Source organism: Ruegeria sp. ABM4_193 (genome assembly GCF_056158705.1).
The window spans coordinates 67,126-84,757 of record NZ_JBSWTT010000004.1 but is presented as its reverse complement, the minus strand read 5'-3'; the positions used below and the strand labels follow the sequence as shown (position 1 = coordinate 84,757).

At 54.6% G+C, this 17,632-nt stretch carries 14 protein-coding genes; 8 read left to right on the top strand and 6 right to left on the bottom strand.

The window, feature by feature from the left end:
- Positions 1-35: 35 nt before the first annotated feature.
- On the bottom strand, positions 36-572 hold the full coding sequence (locus ACXADZ_RS23020) for a VPLPA-CTERM sorting domain-containing protein (RefSeq protein ID WP_475200279.1): 537 nt from the start codon (positions 570-572) through the stop codon (positions 36-38).
- A 737-nt stretch (positions 573-1,309) separates the two neighbouring features.
- Here ACXADZ_RS23020 and ACXADZ_RS23015 point away from each other — a divergent pair.
- Both ACXADZ_RS23015 and ACXADZ_RS23010 read left to right on the top strand, forming a co-directional pair.
- Positions 1,310-2,821: a hypothetical protein gene (locus tag ACXADZ_RS23015; protein WP_475200276.1), complete on the top strand. Its 1,512-nt coding sequence runs from the start codon at positions 1,310-1,312 to the stop codon at positions 2,819-2,821.
- A complete protein-coding gene (locus tag ACXADZ_RS23010) occupies positions 2,737-3,843 on the top strand; it encodes a glycosyltransferase family 2 protein (protein WP_475200274.1) in 1,107 nt (368 codons plus the stop codon). The genes ACXADZ_RS23015 and ACXADZ_RS23010 overlap by 85 nt, the downstream gene beginning before the upstream one ends.
- A 36-nt stretch (positions 3,844-3,879) precedes the next feature.
- On the opposite strand, the gene ACXADZ_RS23005 is transcribed toward ACXADZ_RS23010, so the two are convergent.
- From ACXADZ_RS23005 to ACXADZ_RS22990, 4 genes are all read right to left on the bottom strand, one after another.
- Complete coding sequence (locus tag ACXADZ_RS23005) at positions 3,880-4,689, bottom strand: FkbM family methyltransferase (RefSeq protein ID WP_475200272.1); 810 nt, start codon at positions 4,687-4,689, stop codon at positions 3,880-3,882.
- A 65-nt stretch (positions 4,690-4,754) separates the two neighbouring features.
- Positions 4,755-6,716, bottom strand: coding sequence for a hypothetical protein (locus tag ACXADZ_RS23000; protein ID WP_475200271.1), 1,962 nt, complete (start codon positions 6,714-6,716; stop codon positions 4,755-4,757).
- 248 nt (positions 6,717-6,964) lie between these two features.
- Positions 6,965-8,317: a sensor histidine kinase gene (locus tag ACXADZ_RS22995; RefSeq protein WP_475200267.1), complete on the bottom strand. Its 1,353-nt coding sequence runs from the start codon at positions 8,315-8,317 to the stop codon at positions 6,965-6,967.
- The gene (locus ACXADZ_RS22990; protein ID WP_475200265.1) at positions 8,307-8,972 is read right to left on the bottom strand and encodes a response regulator transcription factor; all 666 of its coding nucleotides are present in this window, start codon (positions 8,970-8,972) and stop codon (positions 8,307-8,309) included. Before ACXADZ_RS22990 ends, ACXADZ_RS22995 begins: the two co-directional genes overlap by 11 nt.
- Before the next feature lie 295 nt (positions 8,973-9,267).
- On the opposite strand from ACXADZ_RS22990, the gene ACXADZ_RS22985 reads away from it, so the two are divergent.
- Positions 9,268-11,034: an asparagine synthetase B family protein gene (locus ACXADZ_RS22985; RefSeq protein ID WP_475200263.1), complete on the top strand. Its 1,767-nt coding sequence runs from the start codon at positions 9,268-9,270 to the stop codon at positions 11,032-11,034.
- Between the two features lie 9 nt (positions 11,035-11,043).
- Here the strand turns inward: ACXADZ_RS22985 and ACXADZ_RS22980 are convergent, their stop codons facing one another.
- Complete coding sequence (locus ACXADZ_RS22980; protein WP_475200261.1) at positions 11,044-12,528, bottom strand: NAD(P)/FAD-dependent oxidoreductase; 1,485 nt, start codon at positions 12,526-12,528, stop codon at positions 11,044-11,046.
- Positions 12,529-13,198: 670 nt separating this feature from the next.
- On the opposite strand from ACXADZ_RS22980, the gene rfbF reads away from it, so the two are divergent.
- Genes rfbF through ACXADZ_RS22955 form a run of 5 tightly spaced genes read left to right on the top strand, consistent with a single transcriptional unit; the run spans position 13,199 to position 17,544 of the window.
- Positions 13,199-13,972 carry a glucose-1-phosphate cytidylyltransferase gene (gene rfbF, locus ACXADZ_RS22975; protein ID WP_475200259.1) on the top strand — a complete coding sequence of 258 codons (774 nt, stop codon included), beginning with the start codon at positions 13,199-13,201 and terminating at the stop codon, positions 13,970-13,972.
- Positions 13,954-15,039 (top strand): NAD-dependent epimerase/dehydratase family protein, encoded by a 1,086-nt coding sequence (locus ACXADZ_RS22970; protein ID WP_475200258.1) that lies wholly within the window; start codon positions 13,954-13,956, stop codon positions 15,037-15,039. Before rfbF ends, ACXADZ_RS22970 begins: the two co-directional genes overlap by 19 nt.
- Positions 15,036-16,268 carry a methyltransferase domain-containing protein gene (locus ACXADZ_RS22965; protein WP_475200256.1) on the top strand — a complete coding sequence of 411 codons (1,233 nt, stop codon included), beginning with the start codon at positions 15,036-15,038 and terminating at the stop codon, positions 16,266-16,268. Before ACXADZ_RS22970 ends, ACXADZ_RS22965 begins: the two co-directional genes overlap by 4 nt.
- A complete protein-coding gene (locus ACXADZ_RS22960; RefSeq protein WP_475200255.1) occupies positions 16,268-17,146 on the top strand; it encodes an NAD-dependent epimerase/dehydratase family protein in 879 nt (292 codons plus the stop codon). Before ACXADZ_RS22965 ends, ACXADZ_RS22960 begins: the two co-directional genes overlap by 1 nt.
- On the top strand, positions 17,143-17,544 hold the full coding sequence (locus tag ACXADZ_RS22955) for a GtrA family protein (protein ID WP_171621444.1): 402 nt from the start codon (positions 17,143-17,145) through the stop codon (positions 17,542-17,544). Before ACXADZ_RS22960 ends, ACXADZ_RS22955 begins: the two co-directional genes overlap by 4 nt.
- Positions 17,545-17,632: the final 88 nt, after the last annotated feature.

Below are 17,632 nucleotides of genomic sequence, written 5' to 3'. Positions count from 1 at the left end.
GTCCCTCGTCAAAAGTCGTAGGGCTATTTATGTAATCAAGCCGTCTTGCGGCGGCGTGCTACTGCCAAACCACCCAACGCGGTCAGAAGCAGCAGACCACCAGCAGGCAATGGAACGGCAGACACGTCAAAGTCAAAGCCTACATTACCCTGAGTATTTTTGACAGCAGCCCAAGAGAACACGAGATCCTGACCCTGAGTGTTTGCGGCAGTGAAGGTCGTATTAAGTCTTGTTACGCCATTAAGGACAGCAGCCGTGGAAACAATGCTGTTCGTAGCAACATCGACCCAACTCATGCTTAGACCGGTAAACGCGTTCGACACAATCATTGTTACTGATGCATTCGCCTTGCCAAGCAGCGGTGTCAGGGGCGATGTAAAGTTGACTGTATACGTACCTGGTCCTGTTCCACCGGGTTGCGACGTGTCAACGATGACGTTGCCTACAAAAGAATTATCGGACGTGATGTCATAGCTACCACCAGCGGATACCGAGGTCAGCGCACTAGCTGAACCGGCCATTGTTACAACCGCAGCAAGAGCCGCCACCACTATTTTGAAGGATTTTAGCATCAAATTCCCACCCTACTTTTTACATATCTTCGAACATGCAGAAGTCACACATGACCTACCGACAATATTAATACTTCACTTACATATGATTACGAAGACTTTTTTGGATGATTCTGGCTTTTTTGTGGCAACGCGGCGTTCCATCCAGAATAATACTACTACAATCCAAGGTTTGTTTCCTATTCGTGAACTTATTGCGTCCAAATCTTGGCGAAGCTTTCATTAAACCCGGTCGATTCTGCGGGCGAGGTCTACGTCCATAGATTTGATTCTGATGCAGAGATGCGAGCGTACCTGCTGCGTTCAGTAACAAGCACGCCACACAAGGTTGGAAACAATGACGCTAACAATTGGCATATTGTACTTGAGAAAAGCTTGTAAATCGCGCTTGCAGTGAAATAAGCACAAAATTGAAAGACGGGGAGGCTTTGTCATTAGAAGAGGCTAAAGATTCGTGTAGCGTTGACGTGTTGTTAAACGAAGTTCAGGCACACGTTCTTGATCTAAATTTACTGACTGGCTTTTTGTTTGCTGTACACGCCTATTAAAAAGGAGGTGATGTGAATGGGCTTTGACCAGAAAACAGCAGCAAAAAAGCACGCTGGATCGACATCAACACCGAAGCAAACAGGATAAAGGGTGTATGGTTTCCGAAGGGCTTCTAAAGGAAAAGTTGATAGTAGCGGTCACATGTTTTCAGCACGCGGCTATGGTTGTTATGGAGTTGTAGGGCAGCAATGAACGCGCATGAATTCTCTGGAAGATTGCCCAGACGGTTCAGGGCATTTCTGCTGCTTGCAGCGACAGTAATCGTCTGTCTGGCGATCCTAGCAATCAACCGTGGCCCACTTTATTATTTTGATACTGGAAGCTATTTCCGGCAAGGCGATGCGGCGCTGTCGATGATCCTGCCCACACCGGAAACGGCGGATGCGGGGGGCGTGACAAGAAATGGCCAGCAGAATGCACCCGGTAAAGCGGATGAGACAACGGGCGGGTCACGTTCTATCGTCTATGCGCTTCTGGTTGCGGCATTCTGGCGGGTTGATGCACTGGCAGGTGTTGTTGGCGTACATATGGCCACGCTGCTACTTGCCGTCTGGCTGGCAATGCGTGTGCTACAGCGTGCTGGTCAGACCGGGCATGGCACACTGAAGCTGGTGACAATTCCGTTGTTGGCAGGTGCGACCACCTCGTTGCCATTTTACATTGCCTATGTCATGCCGGATATTTTTGCATCAATCATGTTGATTCTGATTGCGGCAGCTACGGCTGCAGGCCGCCACATGCATTGGGTGGAGTGGCTGGGTGCTATGGTACTGGCAGCATTTGCCGTGACGCTGCACCCGTCTCATCTGGGCATCGCAGTGCTGATGGTGCCCTTTGTCTTGATGATATGCTTACTGCACATCGGTCAGGGACGATGGCTCGCAGTGGGGTTCACCGTAGGCATTGTTGTACTGGGAATAGTCGAGCGTAAAACATTTGAGTTCGCGACCGAAACCGTGGCGAGAAAAGAGGTGGTTTATACACCTTACATCACAGCACGATTGATCGTTGATGGCCCCGGTCTAGCCTACCTAGACGACGTTTGTCCTCAATCCGATCTGGCGACCTGTGCTCTACATGAAGCGCTATCCTGGTCTGACGATCCGTATCGGATGACCGCTACTCACATCATTTTCGAACAATCCGAGCGGCTTGGATCATTCCGGTTGATGTCTGTCGACGATCAACAGGCTGTCGCTGCAGAACAGCGGGCTTTCTTTCTGCGGGTACTCGCGGCGCGACCGTTCGGAACAATATTCGCCTTGAGTCAAAACGCGATGACACAGCTTGGGATGAACAGCATTAAAATGACTATTCCGAATAAGGCAGTCATTAACAATGCCAAATCGCTATCCGGCCTGCCCGAGGAAAGACTTGGAGTACTGAACAACGTGGTGTTAACGCGCGATCAGTCTTGGCTTAGATCTGCGAATTTCATTCATTCGGCGATTTACCTGGTTTCTGCGGCATCCGTGATCGCATTGTTGCTATGGCCCGGACGGGTTGCGCCTCCGCTGAAGCTGTTTGCACTCTTCATCCTGATCGGGATCGCGGTCAACGCGCTAGTTTGTGGGGGGGTGTCGCAACCCGCAGATCGTTACGGCGCGCGTGTGATGTGGTTATTGCCCTTTACGGCAGCCTTTCTTTTCCTTGTTCAGCGCTCAGGCGCTTCGCGTATCATGCCCGGAGACCCTTCGTGAGTTCAGGTCAACCCCCTTCCATCAGCGTGGTAATGCCCGCTTACAACGCCGAACATCTGTTGCCCCGTGTCCTGCCGCCCCTTCTTGATATGCTGAAGGCTGATCAGGTGCAGCAGGTGCTGGTGGTGGATGACCAATCCTCCGACGGCACGGCCGCACTGGCGCGCGACATGGGCGCAACCGTGCTGACCACACCCGTCAATGGCGGCCCCGGCGCTGCACGCAATCTGGCCGCCCAGCACGCCACCGGCGATATCTTGTGGTTTGTGGATTCCGATGTCATCGCATGGCCGGACGGGCCCGAGCATATCCGTCGCGCTATGTCCGAGGATAATGTCGGGGCCATGTTCGGATCTTATGACGATGCCCCGGACGGGCAGTCATGGTTTTCACGTTACAAGAACCTTCTGCACCGCTATCACCATCAGCGTGCCCGCCGCGAGGCGCGCACCTTCTGGGCCGGGTGTGGTGCCATCCGGCGCGACGTGTTTCTTGAAGTCGGTGGCTTTGATGTCAAAACCTATGAGGTCCCCTCGATTGAGGATATCGAGTTGGGCTACCGGATCGCGGCCACCGGCAGACGTATCCTGGTCGAGCCGCAATTGCAGGGCAAACATCTGAAAGTCTGGACCATCCGCAACAGTCTGAGCACGGATATATTCTGTCGCGCGCTGCCCTGGGCCCGGCTGATGATCTCACGCGAGGGGCTGACGGATGACCTGAATACGTCGATGGCCGAGCGGGCGCGGGCCGCAATTGCGGGGCTGTTGCTGCTGTCGCTTCTGGCCCTGCCGTTCTGGCCGGGGACCTGGCCCCTGCCCCCGCTATTGCTGGCGGCAGCCCTGGTCGCCAATCTGGATCTGGTGCGCGCCATGGCCGGACATGGCGGGCCATGGTTTGCATTCAAATGCCTGCTCTACCATCAGGTCTATTACGTTTATTCCGCCACCGTCTATGTCTGGTGCCTATTCGAATATCACGTACTGGGGCAAAAGCAGAAACTGCGCGTCACGCGAAACTGACAGATCGCGTGACATGGCTGATTAATCGGGCCGGGATCAGAACTGCTTAGCAGGCAACTGCTCGAACGGCAGTTTCTCGATCTGATCGAAACGCGGGTTGCTTTCGTGCACATAGAACGTGTCGTAAAGCGAATTGCGTACAAAGTGATACCCATTGGCAAACAGCAACTCGTTAAGCTCGGGCGTCGGGCGTTCGATTGTCATCGCCAGGAAGCGGTACTTGTCGAACGGGAAATTGCGCAAGATCCGTGTCTCAGACCCTTCTACATCCAGGCTGAAATAGTCGATATCCTTTGGCGCGTCATAGCGGTCGAACACCTCATCCAGAGGCACAGCTTCTACAGTGACAACCTTGCCCTTCTCGCGGAACTTGGCCAGTTTCGCGGCGCGGCGCTCGGTCATGTTGTCGGCTTCATCCACCAGCAGGCTGCTGCGCTGGCCGTCGATCATGAATTCCAGTTGGCCAGGTTCTGGGTCGACGGCTAGCGGGACTGGCGTGGCCGAACGATGATGCCAATTGATGATCTTGTTGTAGTTGACCGGATTGGGCTCGATCAACAGTCCGGTCCAGCCATAATGCTTTTCCAGGGCAAAGGTGTTGGAATCGGAAAACCCGTCGGCAGCACCCAGTTCGACAAAAAATCCGTTGCGCTTGCCGTTATAGACTTCGTTGATCACCCACATGTCCTGCCCACGGTCCGACACCTGCTTGGGCATGTAACCAAGATTGTTCATGGCAAATCGGCGGCTGAAATTCCGGGTGCTAACCACACCGATATAAGCGAAATAGGCTGGCTTCTGGAGGAGTGGATAGGTTTCAACCAGCTTGGTGAGATTCTGCTTCATAAAGTTCTCCACTTAACCGCCCGCTTTCGGCTTTTCGGGCAAAAACATTGTTGCACTGACATCGGCTACCTTAACCCTGCAATTTTCGCGATATCCCACACCGGGTACAGCGTTTCGCGCGTTCCACGTCCAAAAATTATGTCAAATGGCACGTGATAGACACGCGCAATGCTGATCGGAACGTCGGTGTTCCCAAGGTCGCTTTCGTAAGCAGCCCGATCACGCGCCACCAGGATCCGATCTTCGACCACATCGCCGATCATGACCTCTCCGTCTTGCAGAGGTTCGGATGCGGCGCGGATGAAATAGTCCGCGACGGTGTTGTCCGGCGCAGGCATTCCGGCATGTACATAAACCGAAAGCCCACCGGCCATATAGCGGTTTTCAAGCTCGGCCCGTGTCCAGATCGGCGGGAAGGCTTCATCAATCAGCGCTTGGACGATACGAATCTCGTCCAGATCAGGAAACGGGGCGGTCTCGGTTTCAATGGCAATGCGATGCCCCAAGTCCCGCGTCAGGGTAAACGGACGCAATGATTCCGGCCAACTGATCCAGGTGCTGACCATCACTCCGGCCAGAGCGCAGACCAGCGCCGGTGCAGGCGCAGCCTGAACCGGGCGCAGGCGCCAGAAAACGATCAGCGGAATGACTGCGGCGGGTGCGAAATGATGCGGAAGGATGCGGTAGGCCTGAACATAGAAAAACAGAACATAGGCGATAACGGTCAGGGTCAGGGCTTTGGACAGCTTGTCCTGCCAGCGCCACGCCAGCAATGCGAGACCGGGCAATATTCCGCAGGGCAGCAGCCAGAACAGGAACCGTCCGGTATCAAAGATCGTGACGTACCGCAGGCGGCGCAGGATGCTGCCCGTGTTGAACTCGCTGGACACACCTGTCAGCCCCGACGACCGCAGCCCCATTTCAAGCAGCGATGCCAGGATCACGACGCCAACGGCGATCACTCCTCCGGCGATCACCTGCCGGAACGGCAAAGGCCGGGTCAGCAGGAAATAGGAAATCAGGAAGAAACCAATCAGCAGAATACCGTTCGGCGCGGTCAGCAACGCCAGCGTGGACACAACCGCCATCCAGCCAAATCTCCGCTCGGTAAAGAACAGGATATAGCCCAGTACCCCCAGCAAAATCATCGGTTCGCGGGTCATGGGCAAGGCGATATCAGCAAAATACGGATTATAGGACGGGTTGAACGCCATCACGAAGGAAAACAACAGTAGGGCCGCTCCCAACCCTAAAACGGTCCGTGGGTCAGTACGCCCTTCGGAGTCGCGAACAAAGGACAGCATCACCCCAAATAGGACCGAAACCCCTGGTAAATATGCGAGACGGATAGAGACTTCATGGCCCCCAAAGAACCTCATAAACCCGGTTTGCAGGAAGGTTTCCGTCATCATCTTGGGGGTTGGGTAGCCTCCTAGTCCTCCTGCTTCCGGCGGCCAGAAGGGTGAACCACGGGTCATGAACAGTATTGCGTTCAGAAAGCTGTGCGCCCCGTCATCGTTTAGTGCCTCCCAATAGAATTTGGGACTCATCAAAATCAACACTCCAAGCGGCAGCAGGATCATACCTGCTAAATCCCACCACCTGCCCTGAAGGATAGCCGGACAGGGTCGGGCAGCGATCAGGCCAATGCCGGGCAGGCAGAGTAGAACAATTAGACAAATGAAAGCCGTCCCAACCATCGGAATGCCACTGACTGCCTGCAGGGCGGCTGCAAAAGCAGGCACACCAAACAAAGACAGCGTAAACCCCTTGAGTAAGCAGTGCTCAAAACGGTCCCCAGACGCGGCAACTCCCCACATCAAGAACAGACCGGGAGCCACAAATAGCATCGAAGCCGATATCGCGACCAGCGGAACCCAGACATAAAGAAACAGAGCGTCACTTGCGACAAAATAGGGCGATGCACCGTCCGCCAGAGCGACCTTTTCCGCTAGTGATTCCGCAACATCCCGACCAGCCAGCACAATGGAAGCCAGAACAATGAGAAATATTAAAAGGCGCAACACCATCACGTCTTATTCAAACTCATAAAAACACAGTAGTCGATGATTGTTCAATGGAAGGTATATATGCCCTGACTACCCAACTAAATGAAACATCCTTCAATCAACCAATTTACTGATAACACGTAACCCTCAGTGCGTTGCGAGTTTTGTACCAATTGGGCTTCTTGAATATGCAATTATACGCCAATAAATCAAACCACGGGGTATTGATTTATTTGTGGAAACAAAAAACTGCGGTCGCGTTACTCCTATTCCGCAATCCTTCCAGGCAGCATGACCGTCACCCGCGCACCACCCAAAGACGATTTCCCTGTGTGAACCGACCCACCATAAAGCTCGGCAATATCCTGAACAATCAAAAGGCCCAGCCCATGTTCATTCTCACCCTCACCTCCGGCCCCGTGCGAAGGTGACTTTGGCATTGTCTGACTGCGCTCCATACCTGGTCCATTATCTTCTACACTTAAAGCGATCATACCTTTCCCGTTGATAGGGGCTGATATGTGCACCCGGGTTTCTGCCCAGTAACAAGCATTTTCGAGCAAATTTCCAAGGATTTCCTGAATGTCAGCCACTTCGCCGAGAAACAGGGTTCCCTCATCGATGTTGTTTTCAATTTCAGGCATCCGATCTCTGAAAATGACACCAAGCGCATAGACCACGTCTTCGGCACTGGACCGCACGGGCGAAGATTTCCCATAAGGACGTTCGGTCCGCGCGCGGCTGAGGTTGCGCTTGATCACACGTGTCATACGGTCAACAAGATCTGTCACCTGATCTCGCTTGTCGCCGTTCAGATTCTCGGCGACACGGATCAATGCTGCCAGCGGTGTTTTTAATCCATGCGCCAGCTCCGCATTTTTTCTGCGTGTTTTTTCAAGATTCATATTGTTACGTCTATGCAATGCGCGCAACTCCTCGACCACTGGAATCAGATCAGGCGGCCAGTTTCGCCCGTCAATGATCGCATCGTTTTGGCGCATAGATTTGACCGACTCACTGAGCCGTTTGAGCGGCTTGAGACCCCGGTTCACCGTTGAATAAACCGCAATCGATACCATCAGAGCGAGCCCGATGAATATCAGAGCAATTAACCTGACCGCATGGTCTATCTCCTCTGTCACACGTTTCATCGGTGCTGCGATCCGAAAGGTTATTCCATCCTCGGGGTTTGTTCCAGGAAACCCCTGCGACAAGCCGCGTACAACGCCACCCTCCGGGCTTTCAAAGTTCCCTTTCCCCTCGTTTGGAATAGCCAGAATTTGGCTGTCTTCATTGACCGGTCCCAGTGAGGGTGACTGCAACAGAATTCGAGGAGGGCCGTCGCCCTGATCCTGTGTTAGTTGCCACAGCCAGTTCTCACCAGCGACATCATAAAGCCCACGTCCAACGGGCCCTGATAGTTTGGTCTGTTTCCCGTTCAGAGTAATCCTTCCGGATTCGATCAACATATCCTGAGCAAGCAGGAGGTCCAATTCTACAAGCTCATATGTCCGGTATAGCAGAATGCAGATTGTGGCCCCGACCCCTAGGATGGCGCAACAGATTGCAATCGTCGCAAGCGAAACACGTCGCGTAATCGTGGCCCAGTCATGCATCATCTGTGGGTATCCGATAACCGTGCCCGCGCACGGTTTCTACAAGTGACGGCGAAATCTTACGGCGCAAACGCGAGACAAGAACATCAATCACATTCGAGTTCAGATTTATGTCTTCGGCATAGATATACTCAATCAGAGCCGCCCGGCTGACAACCGAGCCTGCATGCCGAGCAAGATGCTCCAGAGCGCGAAATTCAAAAGCCGTAAGAGACACATTGCGCCCTTTATAAAAGGCAGCCTTTTCATCAGGCAAAACGGACAGGTCTCCAACATCAATCGTTGGTGTACCACGCCCGCTTGCTCGCCGCACCAAAGCTTCGAGGCGGGCCATAAGTTCTTCAGAATGAAACGGTTTTGACAAGTAATCATCCGCACCACTCCGCAAGCCCGAAACGATGTCATTCCAGCTGTCGCGTGCCGACAGGATCAAAACTGGTACTGCCATGTTGCGGCTCCGCCATTCGCGCAGGATCGAAAGCCCGTCTAAGCCAGGCAACCCTAGATCCAGGACAATTGCATCCCAGTCTTCAGTTTCACCTAGAAACAATGCATCATTCCCGTTCTCAGCCAGCTTTACGATGTCACCTCGAGTACGCATCAGACGGTCAAGATCGTTGCGTAGCGTATCATCGTCTTCGGCAACTAGTATTTTCATCAAACCCTCACACTGCATCAGAACTAAACATGAATGGGGGATGACAGGGCCGGACATGCGCCATTCACGCCCCTCAATTTATATTTCACCGGAGCCGTTGTCGAAAACGATCCCTTCGCAATAAACAAAATTTACCCACTAACCCCGTGTGATACCGGAGTTTTGAATGAGTGGCCTGTTTGGTATCCGCCCTGAGAATGGCGCACGTACCCCTGACAGCGTGCGGGTGCGACAAAGTGCGTTCTCAATCCGCCATCGTGGTTTGGATGCCTATAATACTGTCACGGAACCAGGCTTGGGTTTGGCGCCGCAGCCTTTTAACAATTCAATGGATCTCTACAGCCTTGTTTATAGTGGTGAAATCCGCAACGTCAGATTCCTGCGTACCAAACTCGAGAAACTGGGGATAGCGTTCCGTACAACCTCAGACGCCGAAGTTGTTTTGCACAGCCTAGTTCAATGGGGAGAAGAAGCGCTGATGCGGTTCGAAGGGATGTTTGCACTGGCATTCATTGATCGGCGGAGCCACCGCCTCCTGCTGGCCCGGGACCGTTTCGGAATGAAGCCCCTCTACTGGGCGCAGGGCATGACCGAAGACGGCCCAGCCTTTCTGTTCGCCTCGGAAATAAAAGCATTTGAACCTTGGATGACCCTGCAGCCTGACCTCGACACGATGGCCGGATATCTGCTGGGCTACAACAATCCGATCCGTGGTTCGACCTTTTACCAGAATGTTCGATGCCTAACGCCAGGAAGCCGCCTGTGGCATGATGGGTCAGAGAAGGTCGATATTGCGCCTTTCTTCCAATTGACCGATTTTCTTGATCTTGATGAGATGGCGCGGCTCGATAATCTGCCAGCGGCGGAAATCGTTGATGAATTTGCCGATCTCATGCACAGATCCTTAACCGCACATTTACCTGTTGACGCACGGATCGGGGCCTTCTGTTCGGATGGGGTCGAGACCTCCCTGATCGCGGCTATCTCTGCGAACCAACACCACAAAATTCCCTTAATCCACGTCAATGTAGGAAGCAATCGGACCGGTGCGGAGGCAGCCCGAGACCTTAGCAAAAGCCTTAAATTGGACCTACATATCGCCAAAGTCGAAGAACAGGATGTCATCGACATGATCCCACAGACAATACGGCACTATGAGATTCCGTTCGCCTCCCACTCTAATGGCGCAGCGCTGATAAAGGCGTCTCAACTTGCCGCTGATGCGGGAATAACGGAGCTATTGTCTGGTGGCGGATCGGATGTATTATTCAATGGTTATCCGTTGCTTGCGAGGAAGTACCTAGTGGATGGTTGTAAGCAGAGGATCTTAGCGCTCATGTCCAGGATGCGGGCTTTCTCCGGAATGGGCCCTATCCAATTGGGGCGCGCAGAGAAAGCTAACAGCGTTCTGAATGGTGCCGTAATTACCGAGGATACACTGGCTCTCAAACATAATCTTAAAGCTTTGCCCGACAGGTTTATAGATCGCGGCAAACAGTTGATGTTGGAGTACATGCATGAACCTCTGCGCGGAATTCTGCATCGCAATGAAGCAATGAGCATGTCCGCCGGTGTCGAGACCCGGTTTCCGTTTCTCGACACCCGGATAGCCCGTTTCGGAATTAACCTGCCAACGCGGTACAAGCTCAAAGCGTCACCGTTTGCTTTCGACAAAGTCCACCCTTTTATCCGCACGAAATGGGTCGTGCGAGAAGTCACCAAACGATATGTTCCGCACACCCTGAGTCGACGTATTGGAAGCGAATCTGGAGCCACCGTGTTTCAGCGGTTGGAAATCCGCTCTGAGTATTTCAGAAATGGTCAGTTGCAAGACCTGTTCAGCCTGACCAACACCCAAATGGAAGAGACGATCCTCAACATGGACCCCAATCTAAAGCTGCGATTGCTGCTAGCCGAAGTCTGGTTGCGGTGCCGGTTGGACCATCAGGACGAAGCGCAGGAAACTACCAGATTGCGCGACTACATCAACATTTTGCCGGACGGATATCGCCCGACCTTCTCAGCTTGTGCTAAGCCTGCAAATGCTGTCGCCCCCGGTTGAGACATAGACTCAGGTTGCGGTTCTGTTACGGAGGTTTTTGTCTGGTTCCAACTTTTTCTTGGTGTCGGCCTCGAATTCCTCGTGATAGGACCGTTCGACATTCACATCCCACACATCATTGTTCTCACCCATGATATTGCGGGCAGCATACATCGCCGACAGCATCGAGTGATCCTGATTGTTGTAGCGGTGTAGACCATTGCGACCGACAGTCTGGAAGTTCTCGAGCGACTTAAGCCAGCCGCTGACGGTGTCCAAAGCATCCTTGTACTCGCTGTCATAGACTGGATAAGCCTTGGGCTGTCGGATAACCGCGCAATCAATAACATCACCAGCCTTGGCCAAACCGAGTTTTTCAAGCTCTTCACTGGCAAGATGCTTGAGATCCTCGTCAGCGGATGACCACAACCCGTCACCTTTCTGGCAGAAATACTCCATCCCGATCGACGCGGTGTTCTGGTCGGGCAACATTTCCTTGGACCAGGCCCGGAAATTCTGGATACGACCAACCTTCACTTTGGGGCTATGGATGTAGATCCAATTGTCCGGGAACGGGTCAGCATGATCCAGAATCAGGGTCACGATCAGGAAATCGCGATACCGCAGGCGATCTGCTGCCTCGACAACCTCGGGCGGCGGCGGCGGATCAAAAGCGTGGATCAGATCACGTACCGCCATAGAATTGATGAACTCCGTGCCTTCCACCCTCTCAATGTGTTTTTCACCGTCTTCCGTCCAATGACGCACATCGATCGAGGTGACTCGGTTGTCCTCGCGGTTCACCTTGATCACTTCGGAATGGGTTTCGACCGATCCACCCTTTTCCTTGATCAGATCTCGGGTCTTTTCCCACATCATACCGGGACCCAGGCGAGGGTATTGGAATTCTTCAATCAAGCTGGCCGTGTCATTTGCGCCCGAAATCGCGTTCCAGACCGCTTTGGGCAAAGACAGGTTCTTGATCCGTTGCGCGGCCCAGTCCGCCCGGATTTCCGACGGCGGGATACCCCAGACCTTCTTGGTGTAGCTGTGGAAGAAATGCATATAGAGCCGCCCGCCAAAGCGGTTAATTACCCATTCTTCAAAGGTATCTTCCTGTGGCTTGGGCCGCAGCTTCCATTTGATGAAGCTGCCGATGATCTTATAGGTCTCATAAGGACCGATATTGCCCAGAGCGTTGAAGATACGCAGCGGATAATCATAAAATTTGTTGCGGTAGAAGATGCGGCTCAAGCGTTGCACGGTGATGAAGTCATCACCCATCACCTCGTGCCACATATCCTCGACTTCCTGCACCTTGGTAAAAAACCGGTGCCCGCCAATATCGAAGCGGTAGCCTTTATGCGTTTCAGTTCGCGAAATGCCCCCCACCATATCCGAGGCCTCAAAAACCCGGGGAACATGCGTATCACTCAGTTTCTGGAGTTCGTAGGCGGCTGTCAGACCTGCTGGCCCACCCCCTATAACTACGACTGGAACAATATTTTTTGGCAAATCACTAACATCCATACAAAAACCCTTATCTCACGGTACAAGAGGTTATCGTCAATTCACAACAAATTCCTAATGGCTCCCCAATAGGAATGCCTGCTGGCCATTTTTTCCCCCTGCGCAGAGCGAAATGGAAACATGGGTAAGCAGGCACTTACAGCACCCGAACCCAAAGATCCGGACCGCCTGAAAACCTCGATTACCTCTCCTGAAAACGGGTGTCCGACTTGCAGGGAACACAATCGCGAGCGCCTTCCAGACAGCGGATAAGGCTTCCAACGTATTGAATAGTAAAACAGTTATTCACCTTCAAAACCGCCTTTCAACGTTTTGAAATCACCATTGCCAAACCCGAAACGCTGCTGCGACGGGCACCATGTCTCTGCCCCACCGCGCCACCCATTCGTGCCGTAGAATATGTTGCGATCTGCCTATGGCTCTGACGCAGGAGGGCTAATCAACAATACCCGCTTATCCGTCATATTGTGCATACCCAGATGCCAGAGTACCCGGAAATCGGATGCATCATGACTCGGAGCCTTGTGAATCTTGACATGGGCGAACCGCTCCCGTCCTACTGCTTGCGAGTGTTTGTAGGATCAAGTCACGCCGGGTCCGGGTTTAGGACCTGAAAAGTGGTGGCTGGCTTCGTTGTTAACGAGGGAGCAATTTTATGAAGTGTGTTATTCTGGCCGGTGGTTTAGGGACCCGGCTCAGCGAAGAAACCGTCAGGATACCGAAACCCATGGTCGAGATCGGGGGAAAACCGATCATCTGGCATATCATGAAAATCTATGCCGCCCACGGCATTACCGATTTCATCGTCTGCCTTGGCTACAAAGGTTATGTCATCAAAGAATATTTCGCTAATTTCTTTCTGCACAGCTCGGACGTCACGATCGATCTGGCCAATGGCGGGCTTGAGATTGCAAACAGCAAATCGGAACCGTGGCGCGTGACGCTGGTCGATACCGGCGAGAATAGCCAGACGGGGGGACGACTGCGTCGCGTCATGCATCTGCTCAAGGATGAAGAGGCCTTTTGCATGACCTATGGCGACGGGGTCGGGAATGTCGATATCAGCGCGCTGGTCGCGTTCCACAAAAGCCACGGCAAACGCGCCACACTCACCGCAGTCGTACCGCCAGGCCGTTTCGGCGCGCTGGAACTGGCCAGCGATCAGATCGAGCGTTTCGCCGAAAAGCCGGGCGGTGACGGTGGCTTTATCAATGGCGGGTTCTTCGTGCTGCATCCTTCGGTTGGTGAGCTTCTGGACGAGGACGGCGCGATCTGGGAACGCGCCCCGCTTGAAACACTGGCCGCAGAAGGCGATCTGATGGCGTTTCGTCACAGAGGCTTCTGGCAGCCGATGGATACGCTCCGCGACCGCCGTCAGCTTGAAGCGCGCTGGCAGGAAGGCAATGCTCCATGGAAGGTCTGGGAATGACGCTGGGTTCCGCTCCGAAAATTATCCTGCTTGGCAATCTGGGCTATATTGGCCCGGTCGTGGCTGCGGCCTTGCGAAGATCTTATCCCAACGCCAATCTGATCGGCCTTGATCCCGGGTTTTTCTCGGACAGGTTGACCACGCATGATGCGTGGCCCGAACGGGTTCTGAACCAGCAAATCATCGCGGATATTCGCGACATTGACGCGTCGCTGTTTCAGGGGGCGGATGCGGTTGTTGCACTGGCGGCCATCTCGAACGATCCGATGGGCGCACGGTTCGAAACCGTCACCACGGAAATCAATCAGGACGCCATTGTCCACGCTGCACATCTGGCCGCCGAGGCCAGGGTGTCGCGCTTTGTCTTCGCCTCCAGCTGTTCGGTCTATGGCTTTGCCGAGGGCGACGCACGATCCGAGGATGCGCCCCTGAACCCACTGACGGCCTATGCCCGCAGTAAGATCGGGACTGAGCGCGCGCTTGAGGCCATGGACACGCCGGGTATGCTGCGTACCGCGCTGCGGTTTGCCACCGCCTGCGGACCTTCACCCCGGCTGCGGCTGGATCTGGTGCTGAATGACTTCGCCGCCTGCGCCACCACCGCAGGCAAGATCACCGTGCTCAGCGATGGCAGCCCGTGGCGGCCGCTGATCGATGTGCGCGACATGGCCCGGGCCATCGACTGGGCCATCTCCCGGACCGAAGATGCCGGAGGTCAATGGCTGGCGGTCAATGCCGGGTCGGATGTGTGGAATTATCAGATCCGCGATCTGGCGCAGGCCGTGGCCGAGGCGGTCCCCGGGGCCAGTTATTCGATCAATCCCGACGCCTCACCCGACAACCGTTCGTACAAGGTCGACTTTTCGCTCTACAAACAGCTGGCACCCGAACACCAGCCAGAGCAGACGCTTGAAGGAACCATCCGGGACCTGTTGCAATTGCTGAACGACATCAACTTTGGCGATGCCGATTTCAGATCGTCACCGCTGATGCGGCTTAAGGCGCTCGAAGAGCATATCCGCAGTGGAACGCTGAGCGAGGATCTGCGCTGGAGGATGCCGCAATGACACAGCCCGCTTGCCGAAGCTGCGGTGCAGCCCTAACCCAGACTCTGGTCGATCTGGGGCTTTCACCGCTGGCTAATTCCTATGTCCCGCCCGAGCGTGCTGGCACCGCCTGTCCGCGCTACCCGCTGCATGCCTGGGTCTGTAACAATTGCCATCTAGTGCAGGTCGAAGATGCCGTGCCAGCGGACGAGATATTCAATGCGGATTACGCCTATTTCTCCAGCTATTCGGACAGCTGGCTGGCCCATGCCAAGGCTTATGTCGAAAGGATGGTCGATCGGTTTGATCTGGGGCCGGATGATCTGGTGATCGAGATCGCCTCGAATGACGGATATCTGCTGCAGTATTTCGTCGAGAAAGGCATCCCGGTTCTGGGGATTGAACCTTCAGGTAGCGTGGCGGCAGCGGCCGAAGAAAAAGGCGTGCGCACGCTGGTCGACTATTTCGGCAAGGCACTGGCGCAAAAGGTTGCTGCGGCAGAAAAACCTCCAGCGTTGATCGCTTCGGCCAATGTTCTGGCGCATGTGCCCGACATCAACGATTTCGTCGCCGGGATCGCCACGCTTCTGACGGGTGATGCGGTCTATACGGTCGAATTCCCTCACCTTCTGAACCTGATCAACGAAGTCCAGTTCGATACGATCTATCACGAACACTACTCCTATCTGTCACTGCTGGCGGTCGAGGCAATCTTTGCCAAGGCGGGCCTGCGTGTGTTTGACGTTGAAGAACTGCCAACCCATGGCGGATCGCTGCGGGTGTTCGCCTGCCTTGAAGGCGCCAGCCACCCCGAAGGATCTGGTGTGGCCAAGGTCCGCGCGGATGAGGCCGCAGCGCAGTTCGACCGGCCTGAGGGTTATATGAATTTCACCACGCAGGTCGAAGCGCTGCGCGACGGATTGCTTGCTTTTCTGCGCGAAGCAAATGCCAGGGGGGACATCGTTGCCGCCTATGGTGCCGCCGCCAAGGGCAACACGCTGTTGAATTATGCCGGGATCGGCCCCGATCTGATCTCTTACTGCGTTGATCGCAACCCGGCCAAGCAGAACACGCTGCTGCCCGGCAGCCATATCCCTGTGCACGGGGTCGAAGCGCTGCGCGAGACGCCACCGGACTACGTGCTGATCCTGCCCTGGAACATCCGGGACGAGGTCACGGATCAACTGTCCGACCTGAAGGCGCAGGGCACCCAGTTCGTGACCGCCGTGCCGGAGGTCAGGATCAGTTGATGGCACGGGTTCTGCTGACCGGGGCCACCGGCCTGATTGGACGCGCGACAGTCCCGGCTCTGACAAAGGCGGGTCATGAGGTGGTGACGCTGGGCCGCAACCCGGCAAGCGACATCGCCTGCGATCTGCTGGACCCCGGTGCCACCACAACAGCCCTTGAAGCGGCCCGCGCCAGCCATCTGGTTCATCTGGCATGGCATGACGGCCCGCGCGACCGCTGGACTTCTGCGGCCAATCTGGACTGGATGGCCGCCACGTTGCATTTGGTGCGGGAATTCGCGCGAACAGGCGGCCAACGCGCAGTCTGCGCCGGAAGCTGCGCCGAATATGACTGGTCCATACCAGACCTGTCCGAAGCAACGCCTTTGCGGCCACGCACCTTGTATGGCGCGGCCAAGGCCGGAACCGGTCTGGCGCTGTGTGCAGGGCAGGGCTCGCTTGGCCTGTCACTGGCCTGGGCTCGTATCTTTTTTGTTTACGGATCAGGCGAACCGCCGGGGCGGTTGTTCGGCGACCTGATTTCGAACCTCAAAGCGGGCCAACCCGTAGATTGCACCGATGGCCTGCAAGAGCGCGACTTCCTGCATGTAGATGATCTGGCCCGCGCTCTGTTACAACTGCTGGAGACGAATGTGACCGGCGCTGTCAATGTCGCCAGCGGCACCGCAATCCCGGTTCGAGAACTCATTGAAGAGGTTGCGAAACAAATGCACCACTCCGACCTGATCCGACTGGGTGCAATCACGCGCGCAGCAGACGATCCTGCTCTGCTGGCAGCAGATGTGGGCCGGTTGCGGCATGAGGTCGGCTTCGTACCGCAACATGACATCACCTCAGGCGTGGCCGATATTCTTAGATTCGAAGGGGGGCAGACGTGAAGAAACTGCTTGTTCCCCGCAAGAAATCTTTCATGCGCTTTGCCATGGTCGGCGTATTGAACACGGCGTTCGGCTATGCGCTCTTCACCATTCTCAATCTGTCTGGCTTGCCCCCACAAGTCGCGCTGGTGATCTCGTTTTCCGGTGGGGTTCTGTGGAATTTCATGACCCATGCGCGCCTCGTGTTCGATACCAAGGGCCTAGGTCGGTTGCCATTTTATATCCTGTCCTATCTGGTGGTTTATGCATTCAATGCCCTGTCTCTGGAGGGTCTGCTGTCCGTGGGATTTCAACCAATCATTGCGCAGGGGATAATCGTCCTTCCGGCCGCAATCTTGGCCTTCATCCTGATTTCCCGAGTGCTGACAGATCGCTTTCCATGGCAACAGGAGGTGTGAAAAATGCTTGAATATAATATTCTGGCTTAAAAACCATTGAAGACCGAACTGACCATGGAGTCTGAAATTTGACATAAGAACTGTACCG

Coding starts and splice junctions, on each gene's coding strand:
- ACXADZ_RS22995 (WP_475200267.1), bottom strand. CDS start 8,317: ATGATGCATGACTGGGCCACGATTACGCGACGTGTTTCGCTTGCGACG.
- ACXADZ_RS22990 (WP_475200265.1), bottom strand. CDS start 8,972: ATGAAAATACTAGTTGCCGAAGACGATGATACGCTACGCAACGATCTT.
- ACXADZ_RS22970 (WP_475200258.1), top strand. CDS start 13,954: ATGGAAGGTCTGGGAATGACGCTGGGTTCCGCTCCGAAAATTATCCTG.
- ACXADZ_RS23015 (WP_475200276.1), top strand. CDS start 1,310: ATGAACGCGCATGAATTCTCTGGAAGATTGCCCAGACGGTTCAGGGCA.
- ACXADZ_RS22965 (WP_475200256.1), top strand. CDS start 15,036: ATGACACAGCCCGCTTGCCGAAGCTGCGGTGCAGCCCTAACCCAGACT.
- ACXADZ_RS22960 (WP_475200255.1), top strand. CDS start 16,268: ATGGCACGGGTTCTGCTGACCGGGGCCACCGGCCTGATTGGACGCGCG.
- rfbF (WP_475200259.1), top strand. CDS start 13,199: ATGAAGTGTGTTATTCTGGCCGGTGGTTTAGGGACCCGGCTCAGCGAA.
- ACXADZ_RS23020 (WP_475200279.1), bottom strand. CDS start 572: ATGCTAAAATCCTTCAAAATAGTGGTGGCGGCTCTTGCTGCGGTTGTA.
- ACXADZ_RS23005 (WP_475200272.1), bottom strand. CDS start 4,689: ATGAAGCAGAATCTCACCAAGCTGGTTGAAACCTATCCACTCCTCCAG.